At 67.0% G+C, this 18104-nt stretch carries 22 protein-coding genes; 11 read left to right on the top strand and 11 right to left on the bottom strand.

The features are described from left to right. The first annotated feature begins 30 nt into the window (after positions 1-30). The 3 genes from ASD37_RS31020 (at position 31) to ASD37_RS18445 (ending at position 2055) form a co-directional block, all read left to right on the top strand. On the top strand, positions 31-369 hold the full coding sequence (locus tag ASD37_RS31020; protein WP_200959924.1) for a helix-turn-helix domain-containing protein: 339 nt from the start codon (positions 31-33) through the stop codon (positions 367-369). Further along, entirely contained in the window at positions 369-1652 is a 1284-nt protein-coding gene (locus tag ASD37_RS18450) for a type II toxin-antitoxin system HipA family toxin (protein WP_056554380.1), read from the top strand. The genes ASD37_RS31020 and ASD37_RS18450 overlap by 1 nt, the downstream gene beginning before the upstream one ends. A 109-nt stretch (positions 1653-1761) precedes the next feature. Then, a complete protein-coding gene (locus ASD37_RS18445) occupies positions 1762-2055 on the top strand; it encodes a hypothetical protein (protein WP_056554377.1) in 294 nt (97 codons plus the stop codon). 3 nt (positions 2056-2058) lie between these two features. Here the strand turns inward: ASD37_RS18445 and rpsR are convergent, their stop codons facing one another. From rpsR to rpmG, 3 genes are read right to left on the bottom strand one after another with little or no spacing between them, the layout of a single operon-like run. After that, complete coding sequence (gene rpsR, locus ASD37_RS18440; RefSeq protein ID WP_056554375.1) at positions 2059-2325, bottom strand: 30S ribosomal protein S18; 267 nt, start codon at positions 2323-2325, stop codon at positions 2059-2061. Continuing rightward, positions 2326-2631, bottom strand: coding sequence for a 30S ribosomal protein S14 (gene rpsN, locus ASD37_RS18435; protein ID WP_056554372.1), 306 nt, complete (start codon positions 2629-2631; stop codon positions 2326-2328). Next, positions 2631-2795, bottom strand: a complete 165-nt coding sequence (gene rpmG, locus ASD37_RS18430; RefSeq protein ID WP_056554370.1) for a 50S ribosomal protein L33 — start codon at positions 2793-2795, stop codon at positions 2631-2633. The genes rpsN and rpmG overlap by 1 nt, the downstream gene beginning before the upstream one ends. Before the next feature lie 369 nt (positions 2796-3164). Between rpmG and ASD37_RS18425 the strand changes: the two genes are divergently transcribed. The 4 genes from ASD37_RS18425 (at position 3165) to ASD37_RS18410 (ending at position 6858) form a co-directional block, all read left to right on the top strand. Further along, a complete protein-coding gene (locus ASD37_RS18425; RefSeq protein WP_200959942.1) occupies positions 3165-3956 on the top strand; it encodes a metal ABC transporter solute-binding protein, Zn/Mn family in 792 nt (263 codons plus the stop codon). Continuing rightward, positions 3943-4731 (top strand): metal ABC transporter ATP-binding protein, encoded by a 789-nt coding sequence (locus ASD37_RS18420; RefSeq protein ID WP_056554364.1) that lies wholly within the window; start codon positions 3943-3945, stop codon positions 4729-4731. Before ASD37_RS18425 ends, ASD37_RS18420 begins: the two co-directional genes overlap by 14 nt. A 62-nt stretch (positions 4732-4793) precedes the next feature. Further along, positions 4794-5684 (top strand): metal ABC transporter permease, encoded by an 891-nt coding sequence (locus ASD37_RS18415; protein ID WP_200959941.1) that lies wholly within the window; start codon positions 4794-4796, stop codon positions 5682-5684. Positions 5685-5715: 31 nt separating this feature from the next. Next, positions 5716-6858, top strand: coding sequence for a GTP-binding protein (locus tag ASD37_RS18410; protein WP_056554357.1), 1143 nt, complete (start codon positions 5716-5718; stop codon positions 6856-6858). Between the two features lie 29 nt (positions 6859-6887). Here ASD37_RS18410 and ASD37_RS18405 read toward each other — a convergent pair whose 3' ends face one another. Together ASD37_RS18405 and mrf are read right to left on the bottom strand one after the other, a co-directional pair. Further along, complete coding sequence (locus tag ASD37_RS18405; RefSeq protein ID WP_056554354.1) at positions 6888-7148, bottom strand: type B 50S ribosomal protein L31; 261 nt, start codon at positions 7146-7148, stop codon at positions 6888-6890. After that, complete coding sequence (mrf, locus tag ASD37_RS18400; RefSeq protein WP_056554351.1) at positions 7145-8344, bottom strand: ribosome hibernation factor-recruiting GTPase MRF; 1200 nt, start codon at positions 8342-8344, stop codon at positions 7145-7147. The genes ASD37_RS18405 and mrf overlap by 4 nt, the downstream gene beginning before the upstream one ends. Before the next feature lie 175 nt (positions 8345-8519). Here mrf and ASD37_RS18395 point away from each other — a divergent pair, with 175 nt between their 5' ends. The 4 genes from ASD37_RS18395 to ASD37_RS18380 are packed head-to-tail and all read left to right on the top strand — an operon-like array spanning position 8520 to position 12475. After that, positions 8520-8735 (top strand): ferredoxin, encoded by a 216-nt coding sequence (locus ASD37_RS18395; RefSeq protein WP_056554348.1) that lies wholly within the window; start codon positions 8520-8522, stop codon positions 8733-8735. Beyond that, on the top strand, positions 8732-10156 hold the full coding sequence (locus ASD37_RS18390) for an NAD(P)/FAD-dependent oxidoreductase (RefSeq protein WP_056554345.1): 1425 nt from the start codon (positions 8732-8734) through the stop codon (positions 10154-10156). Before ASD37_RS18395 ends, ASD37_RS18390 begins: the two co-directional genes overlap by 4 nt. Next, positions 10153-11433 carry a cytochrome P450 gene (locus ASD37_RS18385; protein ID WP_056554341.1) on the top strand — a complete coding sequence of 427 codons (1281 nt, stop codon included), beginning with the start codon at positions 10153-10155 and terminating at the stop codon, positions 11431-11433. The genes ASD37_RS18390 and ASD37_RS18385 overlap by 4 nt, the downstream gene beginning before the upstream one ends. A gap of 1 nt (position 11434) precedes the next feature. After that, positions 11435-12475 (top strand): NAD(P)-dependent alcohol dehydrogenase, encoded by a 1041-nt coding sequence (locus ASD37_RS18380; protein ID WP_056554338.1) that lies wholly within the window; start codon positions 11435-11437, stop codon positions 12473-12475. Between the two features lie 15 nt (positions 12476-12490). Here ASD37_RS18380 and ASD37_RS18375 read toward each other — a convergent pair whose 3' ends face one another. The 6 genes from ASD37_RS18375 to ASD37_RS18350 form a co-directional block, all read right to left on the bottom strand. Then, a complete protein-coding gene (locus ASD37_RS18375) occupies positions 12491-13492 on the bottom strand; it encodes an NAD(P)H nitroreductase (RefSeq protein ID WP_156720959.1) in 1002 nt (333 codons plus the stop codon). After that, positions 13477-13839, bottom strand: coding sequence for a ferredoxin (fdxA, locus tag ASD37_RS18370; protein ID WP_056554335.1), 363 nt, complete (start codon positions 13837-13839; stop codon positions 13477-13479). The genes ASD37_RS18375 and fdxA overlap by 16 nt, the downstream gene beginning before the upstream one ends. An 82-nt stretch (positions 13840-13921) precedes the next feature. After that, entirely contained in the window at positions 13922-14635 is a 714-nt protein-coding gene (locus ASD37_RS18365) for a VIT family protein (RefSeq protein ID WP_056554332.1), read from the bottom strand. Between the two features lie 127 nt (positions 14636-14762). Then, a complete protein-coding gene (locus ASD37_RS18360) occupies positions 14763-15596 on the bottom strand; it encodes a universal stress protein (protein ID WP_082570233.1) in 834 nt (277 codons plus the stop codon). A 72-nt stretch (positions 15597-15668) separates the two neighbouring features. Then, positions 15669-16316 carry a response regulator transcription factor gene (locus ASD37_RS18355; RefSeq protein ID WP_056555432.1) on the bottom strand — a complete coding sequence of 216 codons (648 nt, stop codon included), beginning with the start codon at positions 16314-16316 and terminating at the stop codon, positions 15669-15671. A gap of 132 nt (positions 16317-16448) precedes the next feature. Next, positions 16449-18098 (bottom strand): GAF domain-containing protein, encoded by a 1650-nt coding sequence (locus ASD37_RS18350; protein ID WP_156720984.1) that lies wholly within the window; start codon positions 18096-18098, stop codon positions 16449-16451. Positions 18099-18104: the final 6 nt, after the last annotated feature.

The following is an 18104-nucleotide window of genomic DNA, read 5'->3' as shown; positions in this document are numbered from 1 at the left end:
GCAAAAGACGTCGAACGGCTACAATCCGAAATGTTGCCGAACGACGACATGGAGTCTGCGATGGAAATCAGGACGATGGGCGATCTTGGTGCTCTCGTTCGCAAGGCACGCACAGCCCGTGGAATGACACAGGCCGACCTGGCTGCGCGACTACACATGAGTCGAGACTGGGTGGTTCGACTGGAAAAAGGTCATCCACGGCTCGAAGCGCAACGGGTGCTTGACGCCCTCCGGCTCGTCGGCGTGAACCTCGACGCAACCATCCTCGACATCCCGCTTGCCGCGCGTCGGAAAGATCCTCAGGGCAAGCCGGAAGCCGAGGCGAAAGTTGACCCATTCGACGCGCTCTTCGGGACGAACGAGCCCTGATGGCAATCAGGACGCTGCGGGTCTACCTGGACGGAACACCGGCGGGGACGCTGACGCAGTCCACCCAGGGCTCGCTCGGCTTCTTGTACGACGAGCGGTACGTCGACCAGGCCGACCCGACGCCCTTGTCGCTGTCGTTGCCCGTCCTGTCAGGACGGCACCGTGACAAGGCTGTCCGTGCTTACCTCGAAGGCCTGCTGCCCGACAGTGAAGGGGCGCGGCAGCGGTGGGGCCGTGAGTACAACGTGTCGCCCAACAACCCCTTCGCCTTGCTCACTCACGTCGGCCGGGACGCGGCCGGCGCAGTCCAGATTCTTCTGCCCGACGACGACTCGGCCGACGCGGGTACTCGAACCGGTGACGTCGAATGGCTCAGCCAAGGCGACTTGGAGGACCTCGTTGGGCGTCTCGCTTCTCACCAATCCGACTGGGATCCAGGTAAGTTCGGCGGCCGATGGAGCCTGGCCGGCGCTCAACCGAAGATTGCCCTGTTCCGGGATCCGGCATCTGGACGATTCGGCGTCCCGCGCGACTCCACACCCACAACCGTCATCGTCAAGCCTGCAATTGCCGAATACGCACGGCACCATGTCAACGAGACGCTGTGCCTGCGCGCTGCGCGTCAACTCGGATTGCTTGCCGCCACCTCCGAAATCGTGCAGATCGGAGACGTCCAGGTACTGATGTCTACTCGATACGACCGCCGCCGCGACGGGGCGAGGTGGCGCCGCGTCCATCAGGAAGACATGTGCCAAGCGCTGTCGGTGCACCCCAGCCTGAAGTACCAATCCGATGGTGGGCCCGGGGTAGGTGAGATCGCCGACCTCCTCGGCAGGCTTCCCATCGAGGACCGCGACGTGAACGCCGAGCGATTCTTCAAATCGCTGGCCTACAACGTCCTCATCGGTGGGACGGACGCTCACGCAAAGAACTACTCGGTCGTCCTCATCGGCTCCCGCGCGCAGATTGCGCCGCTCTACGACGTCGCCTCCGCTGCGCCCTATACCCACCGTGACCGCCTCAGGTCGTCGATGAAGATCGGCGAGCACTGGAAGATGTTGGACGTCAACCGTTCTGATTGGAGCAAGGTCGGCCGCCGGCTCGGGATATCCGGGGATCGGGCGGTGGCTTGGGTCGACGACCTCCGAGCCAAGATTCCTGGCGCATTCGAGCGGGCGGCTGCGTCCTTGCCGTCGAGTGTGCAAGCGGAGGCGGGTCGTATGGCAGAGCCGATCGTGGACCATGTCGTCGGTACCTGGAGACCCAATGTGCCCCCACGCTGACCGGCTAACTTGAGAACGGCTCGTTGCCGGGGCGGCTACGACGTCCGGCAGTCTACTTATGGTCCGCGTGTGCGCCGCGCAGCAAACCCCCGCTCGTTAAACTCGCGGAATGGGGACGCGGGTGTGCACGGCCTTGACCCTGACGGCACTGGTGCATTCCTGGCCCTTCACCGTCGACCGCGGCGTCCTGACGTGCCACCCGCCGGACTGGGTGACGTTCACGGCCGACGGTACGGAGTACGCGCTCACCGACGACGCCAGATGGCTCGGTCACTATCAGGACGTCAAGGCGGTCTTGAGTCCCGGTTACGTCCCAATCGACGACCAGCGGCAGCCGGTGCCCGTCCCGATCAGCCCCAGGATGGTCGACCGGGGCCGCGACCTCTGCCCGCCGACGAGCTAGCAGTCACCGCGGGGATTGGCCGGGGTAGGGCAGCAGCGCCATCTCGCGAGCGTTCTTGATGGCGATGGCGATCTGCCGCTGCTGCTGGACGGTCAACCCCGTCACGGCGCGCGACCGGATCTTGCCCCGGTCGGAGATGAACGTCCGCAGCCTCGCGGTGTCCTTGTAGTCCACGGAGTCGACGCCGAGGGCCTTCAGCGCATTGCGCTTGGCGGGCTTGTTCTCCCCGCCGCGGCTCGACCGGACGCGTGCTGGCTTCGTGCGCGCCATCTACCAACTCGCCTTTCGTATCCCGGGCAGCTGGCCGTCGTGGGCGAGCTCCCGCACCCGCACTCGGGACAGGCCGAACTTGCGTAGGTGCCCCCGTGGTCGGCCGTCGACGGAGTCGCGGTTGCGCACTCGGACGGGGCTGGCGTCCCTTGGTTGACGGGCCAGCTCGGTCTGTGCCTGAATGCGCAGTGCGACAGTGGTTTCGGGCGATCGGATGATGCGCTTGAGCTCCGCGCGTCGCTCGGCATGACGCGCCACGATCACTCGGCGTTGGTCGTTCTTGACGATCTTGGACTTCTTGGCCATCAGCGCTCCTCGCGGAAGTCGACGTGTCTGCGGATCACGGGGTCGTACTTCCGCATGACCAAGCGATCCGGATCGTTGCGGCGGTTCTTGCGGGTGACGTAGGTGTAGCCCGTCCCGGCCGTCGAACGAAGTTTGACGACGGGTCGGATGTCTGTGCTGGCCAACGGATTTCCTCCTTCATGCCTCAGGGACGGTGTGTTGTTGCCGTCACTTAATGGAAATGATTGTCAATAAGACCGACTGTAGCGCGACGGGCTGAAAATGCAAACAGCGCCGCGACGCCGGCTCGTGAGTCGCTGTGAATGTCCATGCCGACTGGCGCGAGGCTATTGGAAACGATTATCGTTCTCGCCATGACTCGTTCGCTGTACCGCTCGGCGCCACTCGCCGCCGCCCTCGCGCTGACCCTCACCGGCGCGCTCGCCGCCTGCGGCTCGGATCAATCCACGCCTTCCCCGTCGTCGTCGACCGCCGCCGCGGCCGGAGCCGGCACGACGAGCAGCGAGCCGTGCCCGTCCGCGCCGCTGGACGTAGTGGTGAGCGTCGACCAGTGGGGTGACATCGTCTCCGAGCTCGGCGGCGCCTGCGCCAAGGTCAAGACGATCCTGGCCGGCTCGTCGGTCGACCCGCATGACTACGAACCCTCACCCGCCGACGCCGCCTCCTTCGCAGGCGCGAAGATGGTCGTCGTGAACGGTGCGGACTACGACGCCTGGGCCTCGAAGCTGGCCGCGTCCTCGGCGGCCGCTGCCCCCGTGGTCAGCGCGTCCGACGTCACCAAGACCGCCGACGGCGCCAACCCGCACCTTTGGTACAGCCCCACCGCGGTGACCGCCGTCGCCGACGCGGTGACCGCGGAGCTGAGCAAGCTCGACCCACAGGCCGCGAGCTACTTCGGCGAGCGTCGTCAAGCTCTCACCACGACGTTGAAGCCGTACGACGACCTGATCGCCAAGATCAAGGCGGGCGCGTCGGGCAAGTCCTACGCGGCCACCGAAGGCATCTTCGACTACCAGGCCGAAGCAATGGGGCTGGTCAACAAGACCCCCGAGGGCTACCAGCGGGCCTCTGCCAACGAGTCCGACCCGTCACCGGCCGACATCGCCGCGTTCACCACTGCGCTCGCGGACAAGCAGGTCGACGTCCTGATGTACAACACCCAGACCGAGGGCTCGATCCCCGAACAGATCCGCACCGCGGCCGAGCAGGCCGGCGTCCCCGTCGTCGACGTCACGGAGACCGTCCCGCCCGGACAGACCTCGTTCGAGGCGTGGCAGGACGGTCAGCTCACCGCCCTGGCGAAGGCGCTGGGTGTCTCGACCTAAGTCCGAGCAGGATTCCGTTGCGCTGGCGTTCACCGACGTCAGCGCAGTTCGCGGACGGCGGTTGATCTGGTCCGACGCGACGTTCGAGGTGCCCGCAGGCGGCATCGTCGCCCTGATCGGCGCCAACGGAGCCGGCAAGACCACCCTCCTGCACATGATCCTGGGCCTCGTTCCGCCCGCGTCGGGTGAGGTGCGCGTCTTCGGCCGCAAGCCCGGCGAGGACAACGACGGCATCGGCTACGTCCCGCAGGATTACGCCGCCACCGCGGGCGAGGCGATCCGCGCCCGCGACGTGGTGATGCTCGGGCTGACCGGCCGGCGCTGGGCGTTCGGCCGGGCGACTGCCACACAACGCCAGACCGTCGAGGAGACCCTGGCCGCGGTCGACGCAACAGAGTTCGCCGACCGTCGGTTGGCACTGCTGTCGGGCGGGCAGCGCCAGCGCATCGCCATCGCCGAAGCGTTGGTATCCAAGCCGCGGATGCTGATCCTGGACGAACCGCTGGCGTCCCTCGATCTGCGCAGTCAGGGCGAGATCGTCGCGCTGTTGGCGCGGCTGCATCGCGAGTTGGGGGTGACCATTCTGGTCGTCGCGCACGATCTCAACCCGCTGCTGAGCTTGCTCGACAGCGCCATCTATCTGCTCGACGGGCATCCGCACTACGCCACGATGACCGACGTCGTCGACGACGCGCTGCTCAGCCACCTGTACGGCACCCCCATTCGGGTGGTACACACCCCGCAGGGCGAGATGTACATGAGGAGCGTGCCGTGACGACTCAGTTGGTGGCCATCGCCTATCAGCAGGATTGGTGGTCGATCCTCGGGTCGCCCTTCATGCGCAACGCCCTGATCGGTGGGACCGTCGTGGCGCTGGCCTCTGGGTTGATGGGCTACTTCATCGTGGTGCGCCGCAACGCCTTTGCCGCGCACGCCCTTGCCCACATGGGGTTGCCCGGCGCGACGGGTGCGGTGCTGCTCGGCATTCCGCCCGTCCTCGGTCTGGCCGTGTTCTGTGCAGGCGGGGCGCTGGTCATCGGCGCGTTGGGCAAACGTGCCTCCGACCGCGACGTCGTGACGGGGACGACGTTGGCGTTCGCGACGGGGCTCGGCCTGTTCTTCAACTCTCTGGCGACCAAGAGTTCCAGCACGATGACGAACGTCTTGTTCGGCAACCTGCTGGCGATCTCGCACGAGCAGCTGATCGGCTTCTCGGTTCTCTTCCTGGTGCTGATGTTGTGCGTCGGGTTGATCTACCGGCCCCTGCTGTACAGCTCGATCAACGCTCCCGTCGCCGAGGCGAAGGGCGTTCCGGTGCGGGCGCTTTCGGTCGTGTTCATGCTGCTGCTCGCGCTGGCCGTGACGATGGCGGTGCAGGCCGTCGGCACGCTGCTGCTGTTCGCGTTGTTGGTCACGCCCGCAGCCACGGGCATCATGCTGACCCCGCGTCCGTCCCTTGCCATGGCGATCTCCGCCGCGATCAGCGTGTGTTCGGTCTGGCTCGGGCTCGGGGCGTCGGCGATGTTCAACGTGCCGCCCAGCTTCCTCATCGTCACCGTCGCCTGCGGCATCTGGTTGGCGGTGTGGCTGCTTGACCACCGCGGCCGTCGCGTCGCGGACGTGCTCGACCACCCGACCCGCCCGGGCGGCGTCGCGCCTGCCGAACCCGCCGGCGCTCTGCTGCAACCGAAGTCGGTCGACACGGGTGGTTCGCGCACGCCGGCGTGACAGGCTTAATGAAAACCATTATCATTAACGGATGCCTTCGGTCGAGTCTCGACGCCTGCCCGTAACCGTCCTGTCCGGCTTCCTCGGGGCCGGCAAGACCACCCTGCTGAACCACCTTCTGGCCAACCGCGACGGACGCAAGGTCGCCGTGATCGTCAACGACATGAGCGAGGTCAACATCGACGCCGCCCTGATCGCCGGTCAAGGCCACCTGGATCGCACCCAGGAAAAGCTCGTCGAACTGACCAACGGATGCATCTGCTGCACCCTGCGCGAGGACTTGGTCGACGCGGTCAGGGACTTGGCCGCGCAGAACAGGTTCGACCACCTGGTGATCGAGTCGACCGGGATCTCCGAGCCGATGCCGGTGGCGGCGACGTTCGGTTGGGAGTTCGACGACGGATTCGCGCTGTCTCGGGTGGCCCGGCTCGACACCATGGTCACCGTGGTCGACGCCTCGACGTTCCTGCTCGAACTCGCCCGCGGGGACGCGCTCACCGAGCGGGGCTTGGCGGCCGCCGACGAGGACGGTCGCAGCATCTCCGATCTGCTGGTCGACCAGGTGGAGTTCGCCGACGTGATACTGCTCAACAAGACCGACTTGGTGAGTGAAAGTGCCTGCGGGACGGTCGAAACGATACTGCGTCGGCTGAATCCGACGGCTCGGATCACCCGCACCAATCACGGTGTGGTGCCGCTGGAGGCCGTCCTCGACACCGGCCTGTTCGATCCCGTGCTCGCGGAATCCGCGCCCGGATGGGACGAGGAGATCGCCGAAGGGCACACGCCCGAAACGGAGGAGTACGGCATCAGCAGCATGACGTTCCGCGCCAATCGTCCGTTTCATCCGGACCGGTTGGCGCGGGTGTTGGAGAACGTCACGGGACTGTTGCGTAGCAAGGGATTTTGCTGGATCGCCAGCCGCCCTCTGATTGCCGCGATCTGGTCCCAGGCCGGGCCCAACCTGGTGATCGAGCCGGCGCAGCCGTGGGCCACGGCGGAGTTCGCGCCAGGGCAGGAGATCGTCATCATCGGGGTCCGGCTGGACCGTGCCCTGGTGCACGACCAGTTCGAGTCCGCCCTGCTGACCGACGCCGAAGTCGCGGCGGGCCAGCGGGAGTGGCTGACCTACCACGACCCGCTGCCCGCGTGGGGCGTCACCCACACCCATTGAGAGGGCCCGCGACTCGACGCCGGTCGGGACTACCGTTCGCGGGTTCCGTAGCGACGGCGGAACTTCTCGATCTGGCCCGCGGTGTCGTTGTGGCGTTGAGAACCCGTCCAAAACGGATGCGAGTCTGACGAAACATCCACGACGACAAGGGGATAGGTCTTGATGCCGTCGGGGGTCGGCCAGTCGACCGTGCGGGAACTGGTGACCGTCGACCTCGTCAGAAAGCGCGTACCGGTGTTGCCGTCCTGGAACACCACCGGGTGGTAGTCGGGGTGGATGCCTGGTTTCACTCGTCGTCTCCTTCGTAAGTGCCGCGTGCGGCCACCTCGTCGTGCAACTCGGGTGTCGAGTCACACGGGTCCTCGTGCCAGTCGCCGAACGGGTCGGCGTACTGGTCCCACTCCCATGGCCGACGGAACTCGTCGTCGGTGAGGAGGGCGTCGTGCAGGGCGGCGCTGATCTCGGCCGGCCGGGCTCCGCAGGAGAGGATCGTCATCGACGTCTGGCGGTCACCATGTTCCGGGTCCCACCGCATGGCGGCGACGGCCTTCCGTTCCGGATCGACGTCTGCCAACTCGTCGGCGTCCATCGCGGCCAGCCACGGGCCGGTGTTCGCCACGCGCAGACCGCCGCCCGCCGACTCGACCCACACGACGTTGTCGGGCTGCGGAGCCAACCAGATGCGCCCGCGCGCTCGGACGACCCCGTCGAGGAGCACGTCGAGCGCGGCGTGCAGCCGCCATGGGTGAAACGGCCGCTGCGCCGAGAACTCCGTCAGCGCCACGTCGCCGTCCGGGGCCAGCGGAGGTTCGCCCGCCAGGAGCGGTTCGTGCGGGTCGCCGTCGGCACCCCGCCGCGCCAGCGGGTGCAGATGGCGAAGTGCGATCTCCAGGTGCCGGTGGCCCACGGTGATGCGGGCACGCGGCGCCAGCCGCTTGAGAATGGCGATGGTCGTGTGTTCGGGCTCGGTGAGGACGAGGACGTCGGCGAATTCGGCCTGATCGACGACGACTTGGGCGACGGGGCGGCCGTCGGGCAGCTCGTCGTCGCCGAGCGCCTGTCCCCGCCACGACTCGGTGTCCAGGCAGGCGACCACGGCGCTGATCTCGACGTCGCGGGCCGCGGGACCGTCGAGGTAGCCCACGCCGACTCGCACCGGCACGTGATTGATTGCGTGGCAGATGGATTCGGGCTCCGTCCACGGCGCGAGGAGTACGACGATGCGGTGCACGTCGTCGCGGCGATGGACCCGGCGCAGCAGCACCAGCAGGTCGTCGCGCGTCGTGCACGACACGCAGCCCGTGGTGAGTTCCAAGGCCACCTCGCTGCGGGACACCTTGCCTTGACGCATGATTGCGACCCATCGGCGCACCACCTGGCCGTCGAACTCGTGCTCGACGACGGCCGTGCCCGGATGCGCGAGCAAGGCGTCGGTGACGGTGTTCGCACCGGCCTGGCCGCAGACCAGGACCACCGGAGTGCGCATTAACGGCTCCTTGTTGAAAATCATTGTCAATAGAGTTCCGGCTCACGGTACCGTCCATGTGACCTCTTGTCGACAATCATTGTCATCAAGCGGCTTCCTCGGGCAAGTGTCGAAAACCGCATACCGGACCCGGGTCCTGAGTACCGTCGGCAGCACCGGTGGGGAGGGGCCCAGAATGCGCATCGTCGTCGACCTGAACCGTTGCCTGGGGTATGCGCAATGCGTCCCGCTGGCGCCGGAGGTGCTCCAGCTCAACGGCGAGGAGGTGCTCGCCTACGATCCGAATCCCGATGACTCCCAACGGCAAAGGGTGGCGCGGGCCGTGGCGTCCTGCCCGGTGCAGGCCATCGTCGCCGAGATGGATCCACCGGCGGACAGGTCGACGACGTGACCGCCTCGTTGATCGCCGACATCGTCGCCAGCTTCAAGGCGACCGGCAGGATCGTCATCGTCGGCGCGTCACTGACGGGTCTGCGCGCCGCCGAAGCGCTACGCGACGAGGGATTCACCGGTTCGCTGACCATCATCGGCGACGAAGTCCACGAACCGTACGACCGGCCGCCACTGTCCAAGCAGGTGCTGAAGGGCTGGGTGCCTGCGGGCAACACCAAGCTGCCCCGGTTGCGCGAGGTCGACGCGGACTGGCGCCTCGGGGTCGCGGCCACCGCGCTGGACCGCGCCAACCGAGAAGTGGTGCTGGCCAACGGCGATCGGGTGCCCTACGACAGGGTGCTGATCGCCACCGGCGTGCGGTCACGGGCGTGGTTCAACGCCGAGGAGGCCACGCTCAAGGGTCTGTACACGCTGCGCACGTGTGACGACGCCGCGGAGTTGCAGGCCGCCCTCAAGGCAAGGCCGAAGCGGGTGCTCATCGTCGGCGCCGGGTTCATCGGCTCGGAGATGGCCTCGGTGTGCCGCGATCTCGGCCTTGACGTGACCGTGGCGGAAAGATCCAGCGCACCGCTGGTGGGCCCGCTGGGCGGGGTCATCGGCGACATCGCCGCCAAGATGCAGCGCGACGCCGGAGTCGACCTTCGCATCGGCGTGGCCGTCGAGGCGCTCACCGGCGACGCCGACGGTCACGTCCGGCAGGCACGGTTGTCCGACGGCACCGTGCTGGACGTCGACGTCGTGGTCGCGTCCCTGGGCTCGGTGCGCAACATCGAATGGTTGGACGGCGCCGACCTCGCCGCCGGATTCTGGGGCGTGGCCTGCGACGCGGGGTGCCGCGCGTTCGACGTCAACGGCGTGGTGACCGACAACGTCTTCGTCGCAGGCGACGTCGCCCGCGCACCGCACGTGCTCTACGAGTACCAGTTCATGGCCATCGAACACGTCGACGCCGCCGTCCTCGGCGCTCAAACCGCGGCGCACAACATGGTTCACCTGGAGATGGGTCGCCGCCCACACCTGCCGCTGCCGCAGTTCTGGTCGGGCCAATTCGGCGTCAACATCAAGGGCGTCGGCGTGTGCTCATTTGGCGACGAAATCGTCTTCACCCAGGGGTCGGTGGAGGATCTGCGCTTCGCCGCGGCGTTCGGCAAGAACGGCCGCATCGTCGGCGCGCTCACGTTCAACCACGGCAAGTGGCTGCCCTACTACGCCGACCTCATCGAACGCTCGGCCCCGTTTCCGCCACCGCCGCCGGGCTACGACGTACCGACCAATTCCGTCCCGATGTCGGCCCGCTTCGGTGATCCGCGCGCACCGACCGGAATCCCGGATGTCGTTCTCACCGGGCATGATCCGACCTCCCGGGGTGCCGAGTACCTCCCCAAGGTCCGCCAACCCGCAGGCAAGGGGACGTCATGACGACTGCGGAAACCGCATGGGCTGAGGCGATGAAGTTCGAGAATCGCCACGACCCGTACGAGTTCTTCGACCAACTACGACAGACCCCCGTCGTCCAAGTGGCCGACCGCACCTACGTCGTCACCGGGTACCGCGAACTGATGGCGCTCGCGCACGATCCGCGGGTCAGTTCCGACATCAGCCGCAGCCCGCTCAGAGCGGCGTCGGCGACGGGACAGCCGGGCGCAGAGGACATCGATGCCTACGGCCGCGCCAAGACCATCATCATGTCCGATCCACCCGATCACGACCGGGCCAGGCGCCAAGTGATGCGGCACTTCGCACCGCCGCACTCACCCGACGTCATCCCCAACATGGAGCCCGACATCCAGCGGCTCTGCGACGAGTTGCTGGACGGGATCAAGGCTCGGAGCATCGAAGCGCTGGGCGCCAACGTCTTCGACGTCGTCGACGACTACGCATACCCCGTGCCGGTGGCCGTGATCTGCCAGTTGCTGGGCATCCCGCTCGACGACGAGCCCACGTTCCACGCCTGGATCTTCGACTTCATGGCCGGCCTCGACCTCGGGCCGGAAGCAACCACCGAGGAAGGCCAGGCCCGCGCCGCCAAGGGCAAGCAAAGCACCGCCGAACTCTCGCAGTATCTGGCCGACCTGATACAGGGCTACCTGACGACACCAGGCGAGGGGCTTCTCTCCAAGCTGGTCAACGACGACGGTCCGGACGGACCAATGGCGCCCGCCGAGGCGGCGTCCAACGCGGTGTTGCTCCTCATTGCCGGACACGACTCGACGGTCAACACCATTGCCCATTGCGTTCTGACGCTGCTGCGCCACCCCGAATCGGTCGACCTGCTGCGCAACCGGCCCGAGCTGATTCCCCGCGCCATCGAGGAGGTCCAACGGCTGCAGTCGGCCGTGCAGTTCTTCCCGAGCCGCAGCGCCACCGCCGACATCGAGGTCGGCGGGACCGTCATCCCGGCCGGGTCGGTGGTGCACCTGATGTACGGCGCCGCCAACCGTGACCCGGAGATGTTCCCGGATCCGGCCACGTTCGACCCGCTGCGCCGCAACAACCAGCACTTCGGTTGGGGCAGTGGCATTCACACCTGCATGGGTGGTCCGCTGGCGCGCCTGGAGGTCAACCTCGCGGTGGAGAACTTCCTGCGCCGGGTCGAGAACCCGCGTCTCGTCGTCGACCCGCCGCCGTATCGGCAGAGCCAGGTGTTCCGCGGACCGCGTCACCTCGAGGTCGCCTTCGACCGCATCGTCGACTGAGGTGAAGGCCTTTCGCTTCGTCGAATGGCAACGGCCCGGCGAAGTCCGGGACGTGCCGGTACCCGAACCGGGGCCGGGGGAGGTGCTGGTCAAGGTCGGCGGTGCGGGGGCCTGCCACTCCGACCTGCACCTGCTCGAACTTCCCGCGGGGTCCAGGTCGTTCGCGCCCCCCTTCACCCTGGGTCACGAGAACGCGGGGTGGGTCGAGAGGTTGGGGCCGGGCACCACCGGGTTCGCGTCCGGTGACGCCGTCATCGTGTACGGGCCATGGGGCTGTGGCCTCTGCATGAATTGTCGCCAAGGCATGGAGAACTATTGCCAGACAACGGGTTTACCGAGCCCAGGTGGTCTCGGTGGTACCGACGGCGGGATGGCCGAGTACCTCCTCCTCCCGTCGACCCGCTACCTCATTCCCCTCGGCGATCTGGATCCCCGGGAAGCTGCACCGCTCAGCGACGCCGGGCTCACCAGTTACCACGCCGTCAAGCGATCGGTGCATCTGCTCGGACCCGGCTCGACGGCCGTGGTCATCGGCGCCGGCGGTCTCGGGCAGATGGCGATCCAGGTCCTCAAGGCGCTGTCTGGTGCGACGACCGTTGTCGCGGTGGACACTTCGGAGGACAAGCTGAAGATCGCCAAAAGCATGGGTGCCGATGAGGCGCTCGTCTCCGGTGACGCCGCCATCACACGCATCAAGGACATGACCAAGGGTCAGGGAGCCGAACTGGTTCTCGACCTGGTTGGGGTCACCGCGACCCTGACCATGGCCGCTCAGGTGGCACGCGTGCTCGGACACCTCACCATCGTCGGCGTCGGCAACGCGGCACTGCCCGTCAACTTCTCCAGCCCACCTCACGAATGCGCCGTCGCGTCACCGTTCTGGGGATCCATCCCGGAGCTGATCGAGGTCATCGAGCTCGCCGAGACCGGCAAGATCCGGATGCTCGTCGAACACTTCACTCTCGACGAGGCGGCCAATGTCTACCAACTGCTGCACGACGGAAAGGTCCAGGGACGCGCCGTCATCACGCCACACGGTTGACTGGGGCGCCGCCGTTTACCGCGGGATCTTGGCTACCGCCGGCTGCCAGGACAGCACGTCCGCGAGCGGGCGCCGGGGCGTAGGTGGCGGCACGTCGTCGAGTGCCGGGACCAATCCGACCCGAATCAGCACCTGGGGCAGTGGTTGTCCGGTGAGGACGGTGACCATCTCTCGGGTGGCGGGCACCTCGGTCAGATGAGTCAGGGGGCACGTCGACAGGCCGGCCATCGTGGCCTCCAGCAGTGTCGCCGAAAGCGCCTCTCCACACCTGAGAACGTCGCGGCGCGTGTCACCGAGCGCGGAGAGGACCAGGATCGTCGAATGATCCTCCGCCACTTGGCTACGTCGATCTCGGTGATGGGTCACCGGAAAGGTACGACCGACGTCGACGCGGTCGCTCTCGGCTGCGGACACCAGTGAGCTCTGCGGTATCCCGTCGTGTGTGGCGAACGGGCCTGTCCACCAGGCGAGCTCGGCGTGGTAGGGCGAATCGTAAAGGCGGAGGGCCTCGGTCAGGCCAGATGCCTCGGCGAGCCGGCCGCGAGCATCCTCCGGCAGCACGTCCACGTGCGCCAGATCGCCGTCGACGGCGAGCAGCAGAAGTGGGGCGAAGTCGTCCCAGCGTCCGGGCTCGACGAAGGGCAGCCGGTCGGTTCGTCTCGCCAGCATCGCGTCGGCGCGGCGGCGGTGCCCGTCGGTGACGAACTGCATCGGGTCGAAGTGCACCGTGGCCAGGTGGGTGGTGTCGCCGGGATTGGGGTAGTAGTCGACGTCGGCGCTCCAACCGGCGGCCGCCATTGCGACCCTGAGATGGTCGAGCACCGCCCCGCAGCTGATGAGGGCCTGCCGGCCCGATGAATCGGTCTCCACGAGGCGGTCCCGGTCGAGGAAGAGGTGGAGGAGACTTCCTCCCTCCCCGACGAACCGCCAGGGCTGACTGTTGTGAAACGACGGTGCGCGGCACGCAAGGTGCACGGCAGCGGACATCACCCCGCTGGGCACTACGGCTTTGGGCACGAGGATCCTTCCCGTCGCGGCAGACTCGCGACGAGCGGGGTGTCGACTCCGACCCGGCCGAGCTTGGCGGCGCCGTCGGGTGACCCCAACGGCGCGTCACGGCCGGGAAGGGTGTGGCTGAAGAACGCTTCGTTGTCGGCGAGGTGTCGTCGTTCGTCGTCGGGAAGATCCGTCTCGTAGAAGATCGCGTCGACCCGGCAGATCACGCTGCAGGCACCGCAATCCACGCACTCGTCAGGGTTGATGTAGAGCGAACGGTCACCCTCGTAGATGCAGTCCACGGGGCATTCCGGCACACAGGACTTGTCCATGACGTCGACACAACCGGTCCCGATCACATAGGTCATGGTCCAAACCTAGGGATCGGCCGGGCACGCCGGCGAGAGCACAACGACCGGTGCACGAGGGACTAAAGTCCCAGCCGCGCGTTCAGGCGATGGCGGCACCGACGAGGTGTCCGATGACGTAGGTGATGGCCAGGGCAAGTCCGCCGCCGATGACGTTGCGGGCGACCGCACGTCGTTTGGGGGCATTGCCGAGGGCGGCCGACGCAGCCCCGGTGATGACGAGAGCCACCAGCACGGCCGCAACGGTCACGGGTACGCGAAATGCATGCGGCGGCAGAAGGATTGCGATGAGGGGCAGAAGTGCGCCGACGGTGAACGACAGCGCCGAGGACAGCGCGGCCTGCCAGGGGTTGGTCAGATCGGTCGGATCGATCCCCAGCTCTACGTCGACGTGGGCGGCGAACGCATCGTGATCGGTGAGCTCCTCGGCCACGGTACGTGCGGTGGCCGTCGACAACCCCTTGGCCTCGTAGAGGGCTGCGAGCTCGTCCAATTCGGCCACCGGGTCGTCGCGCAACTCGGCGCGCTCCTTGACGAGCAGCGCACGCTCGGTGTCACGCTGCGAACTCACGGAAACATACTCTCCCAATGCCATCGAGACCGCCCCGGCCACGAGTCCTGCGACGCCGGCGGTCAAGATCGGACCCGACGACGTCGCCGACGCGGCCACTCCGACCACGATGCCCGCGGTGGAGACGATCCCGTCGTTGGCACCCAAGACCCCTGCGCGCAGCCAGTTCAGCTTCGAGGACAACGAGCCCAGGTGTGGCTCGGCGGGATGCGGATTCGTCGACACCGGCCCAACGCTAGCGATCGAGTGATTCACTCGCCAGCTAACCTAGGCTAGCCAAAGTGAGATTCGCACAGTCTCTTTCGCAAGATCCGCGGACACAAGGGCGGGACGGTCATGGTTCGTGCGAGCTTCAGAGCGTGCCGTGCTGATCGCATACCAGCACTGAGCAGTCCGTGTTGTGAAGAGCCGCGTGACTTGGCAATCCAATCATCTCGGCGACGCCCCGGGCCCGTCGGCGGCCGACGAGAACCAGCTGTATCGAGCTGGCGTGGTGGGAGAGGTAGTTCAGCAGGGTCCCGTGCGCGGTAACGGGCTGCACGTCGAGCTCCGGGTGCCGCCGTCGGGTGCAGGCCAGGCGGCGGTTCACCTGAGCCCGAATTCTCCGGTTCTGTTCCGCGACGGCGTGTGTGTCGTGCAAGTCGGTGATGCTTGGACGCCAGACGGAGATGACGACCAGTGGTGCGTGGCGCAGCAGGGCTTCGTCGACGCCGAGCTGCAACAGTCCGTCGCCGTCGGGAGAGCTGTCGAGCTCCACGACGATTGACTTTGCCTGAGCCCGAAATGGACTCGATCCGCGAATGATCGCCACCGGGCAATGTGCGCGAGCGGCGAGTTCGACCGCCGTCGAGCCGAGGCGCCCAGACGTGGCGCCCGCGGTTCCGACGGCGCCGATGCAGAGCATGGCTGCCTCCCGGCTTGTCTGGAGCAACTGGTCGGCAGGTCGTCCAAGCAGGATCTCCACGTCGGCCTTGACACGCTCATCCTCTGACTCGGCGACGGAGACGGCATGTCGCAGTACCGCTTCGACGCCGGACGCCGAGTCCTGGTCGACCACCGCCACCAGTCGCAGCGGAACGCCCCTTGAGACGGCCTCCTCGGTGGCCCAGGACACTGCGATCAAGGCCGAACGTGATCCGTCGACGCCAACCACCACCGAAGGAGCCGGTCGACTGAACTCTGGCATGGTGTCTGCTCCCGTATGAGTGGCCTCGTCGAACGCTACGTCCGTTCGATCACCCGGCGGCAGGGCAGAAGGTCACCTCGCGCCCCGCCCTTGGTCACCGTGTTTCGAGGCGAAGACCGCCGCTTGAGTGCGCCGCTGCATGCCGAGCTTGGCCAGCAGCCGCGATACGTAGTTCTTGACCGTCTTCTCGGCAAGGAACATTCGCGCGGCGATCTGTCGGTTGGTCAGACCCTCGCCAAGAAGGTCCAGCAAGATGCGCTCCTGGGCGGTGAGCGCTCCCAGCGGGTCCGCTGCTGCGGGGGCTCCGCGCAACTTCGCCATCAAGGCCGCCGCCGCCCGATTGTCGAGCAGCGATCGTCCCGCACCAACGTCCTTGATGGCCTTGGCGAGCTCCATCCCCTTGATGTCCTTGACGACGAAGCCACTCGCTCCCGCCAGGATGGCGTCGAGCATCGCCTCGTCGGAGGTGAAGGACGTCAGCATCAAACAGCGCAGCTCGGGTAGCCGCGACAGGAGATCGCGGCACAACTCGATGCCGTTGCCATCGGGTAGGCGTACGTCCAGCACGGCAACGTCGGGCCGCAGCGCAGGAATTCGCGCCATCGCCTCCGCGACGGTGCCTGCTTCACCGATGACGTCGAGATCGGGATCGGCTCCGAGCAAGTCGATCAGACCGCGCCGAACGACTTCGTGATCGTCGACGAGGAACACCGTGACCATGGCTACGCCCTTTCCAGTGGTGTCCAGCCGTCGGTTTTCTCCGATCATATTTCGGTCGAGGCGCGGCCGGACAGGGCCGAAGGTCCTTCCCAACGTCGTCGGTTCGTCTCGGGGGGCGAGCCGGCCGACGGGCTAGGGCCTGTCGAGGGGCACGAACCAGTGCACGCGTGTGCCCCCGTGGGTCGCATCCTCGACATGGCAACCGCCGCCGAGCAATTCGGCTCGACGCTGCATGTTCGCCAATCCGCTCCGTCTGGTGTTGTGAGGACTCATTCCGCAGCCGTCGTCGGTGACGTCGACGGTGAGCTCGTCGGCGACGTCGACCTGCACGGTCAGGTGCTTGGCGCCGGAATGCCGAACGGCGTTGCTGACGGCCTCGTTGACGACAGATGTCGCGTGCTCGGCGACTTCGGCACCGACCACGCTCAGCGGGCCGGACGTCCGCACCGTCGTCTCGATGTCGCAGTTGTCGGTGAGGGCGGCGACGGCGTCCTGCACGCTCTGCCGAAGGCCGATCTCGGTCGCGGGGGATTGAAGGGCGAAGATCCTGCTGCGGATCTCGTCGATGGTGCCCTGCAGTTCGTCGACCGTGCGACTCAACCGTTGCGTGACCTCGGGGGATCGTGAGCGGGCAATCGTGCCCTGGAGGTCCAATCCTGCGGCGAACAGCCGCTGGATGACGTGGTCATGAAGGTCATGGGCAATGCGCTCGCGATCGGAGATCACCGACAGTTCCCGCGCTTGCTCCCGGCTCTCGGCCAGTACCAGAGCGACGGCGGCGTGATCGGCGAAGTCGCTCACCAAATCGAGAAGGCCGGCGTCGAAGGGCGTGTCGCTCTGGTTGCGGGCCACGACGAGGACGCCGAGCGTTTGGTTTCGACGAGCCCGCAGCGGCATCACGATTGCGGGCCGGTCGCCGACGTTGGTGAACGCCTCGATGGGATGACGAAGCGACTCGGTGATGAGCGGTGTCCCCGATCGGAAGACCCCGCCGGTCGTCGAGCCCTCCACCGGCACCCGCTGCCCCATCACCTCCTCGACCATCAACCCGACGGCAGCGGACACCACCAGTGTCTCGACCTCGTCGGCGGGTAGATCGGCATCGCTTGGCACCAGCACGATCGCCTGCTCCGAGCCGGTCAGCGCGCACACCCGCTCGGCTATCATCGTCAAAGGCCTTGCCACGGGACCGATCTCGGAGACCAGCGCCGTGGTGATCGATCTGCTGGCCTCCATCCACTCGCCGGTCACGCGTACCCGGTCGAATAGTCGGGCGTTGTCGATGGCAACCGCGGCGGCGGACGCCAAGGCCCGTGCGGCGACTTCGTCGGAGTCGGTGAACACCGGGCCAGCAGTGGGTTCGGTCAGGTACAGACTGCCAAACGTCATCTGGCGGATGGTGATTGGCACACCGAGGAACGCGCCCATCGGTGGGTGATCGTCGGGGAAGCCCACCGCCGCGGGGTGGGCCCCCAGATCGTCGAGGCGCAGGGGCTCTGGGTCATCGAGCAGGACTCCGAGGACTCCCTCGCCCACCGGCAGGTGCCCGATCCGATCCGCGGTGTCTTGCGGGATGCCCGAGTGCAGGAAGGACAACAACCTGCCGTCGGCGGCGCGAACGCCCAACGCGCCGTAACGAGCCCCCGTCAGCTCCATCGCGGCGGTCACGATGCGGTGCAGGGTGGCGTCGAGGTCGAGATCGGAGGCCAGACCGACGATTACCCGGAGCAGGTGTTCCATCCGGTCACGTGAGGCGACGATCTCGTCGAGCTGAGCGTGCATGCTGCC

Origin of the sequence: Mycobacterium sp. Root135, from assembly GCF_001426545.1 — a bacterium.
Lineage (GTDB): Bacteria > Actinomycetota > Actinomycetes > Mycobacteriales > Mycobacteriaceae > Mycobacterium.
This window is presented reverse-complemented; position numbering and strand designations above follow the sequence as displayed.

Excerpts from the sequence above, each read along its gene's own strand:
- ASD37_RS31020 (WP_200959924.1), top strand. The coding sequence starts at position 31 with ATGTTGCCGAACGACGACATGGAGTCTGCGATGGAAATCAGGACGATG.
- ASD37_RS18450 (WP_056554380.1), top strand. The coding sequence starts at position 369 with ATGGCAATCAGGACGCTGCGGGTCTACCTGGACGGAACACCGGCGGGG.
- ASD37_RS18445 (WP_056554377.1), top strand. The coding sequence starts at position 1,762 with ATGGGGACGCGGGTGTGCACGGCCTTGACCCTGACGGCACTGGTGCAT.
- rpsR (WP_056554375.1), bottom strand. The coding sequence starts at position 2,325 with ATGGCGCGCACGAAGCCAGCACGCGTCCGGTCGAGCCGCGGCGGGGAG.
- rpsN (WP_056554372.1), bottom strand. The coding sequence starts at position 2,631 with ATGGCCAAGAAGTCCAAGATCGTCAAGAACGACCAACGCCGAGTGATC.
- ASD37_RS18415 (WP_200959941.1), top strand. The coding sequence starts at position 4,794 with ATGCGCAACGCCCTGATCGGTGGGACCGTCGTGGCGCTGGCCTCTGGG.
- ASD37_RS18410 (WP_056554357.1), top strand. The coding sequence starts at position 5,716 with ATGCCTTCGGTCGAGTCTCGACGCCTGCCCGTAACCGTCCTGTCCGGC.
- mrf (WP_056554351.1), bottom strand. The coding sequence starts at position 8,344 with ATGCGCACTCCGGTGGTCCTGGTCTGCGGCCAGGCCGGTGCGAACACC.
- ASD37_RS18395 (WP_056554348.1), top strand. The coding sequence starts at position 8,520 with ATGCGCATCGTCGTCGACCTGAACCGTTGCCTGGGGTATGCGCAATGC.
- ASD37_RS18385 (WP_056554341.1), top strand. The coding sequence starts at position 10,153 with ATGACGACTGCGGAAACCGCATGGGCTGAGGCGATGAAGTTCGAGAAT.
- fdxA (WP_056554335.1), bottom strand. The coding sequence starts at position 13,839 with ATGACCTATGTGATCGGGACCGGTTGTGTCGACGTCATGGACAAGTCC.
- ASD37_RS18360 (WP_082570233.1), bottom strand. The coding sequence starts at position 15,596 with ATGCCAGAGTTCAGTCGACCGGCTCCTTCGGTGGTGGTTGGCGTCGAC.
- ASD37_RS18355 (WP_056555432.1), bottom strand. The coding sequence starts at position 16,316 with ATGGTCACGGTGTTCCTCGTCGACGATCACGAAGTCGTTCGGCGCGGT.
- ASD37_RS18350 (WP_156720984.1), bottom strand. The coding sequence starts at position 18,098 with ATGCACGCTCAGCTCGACGAGATCGTCGCCTCACGTGACCGGATGGAA.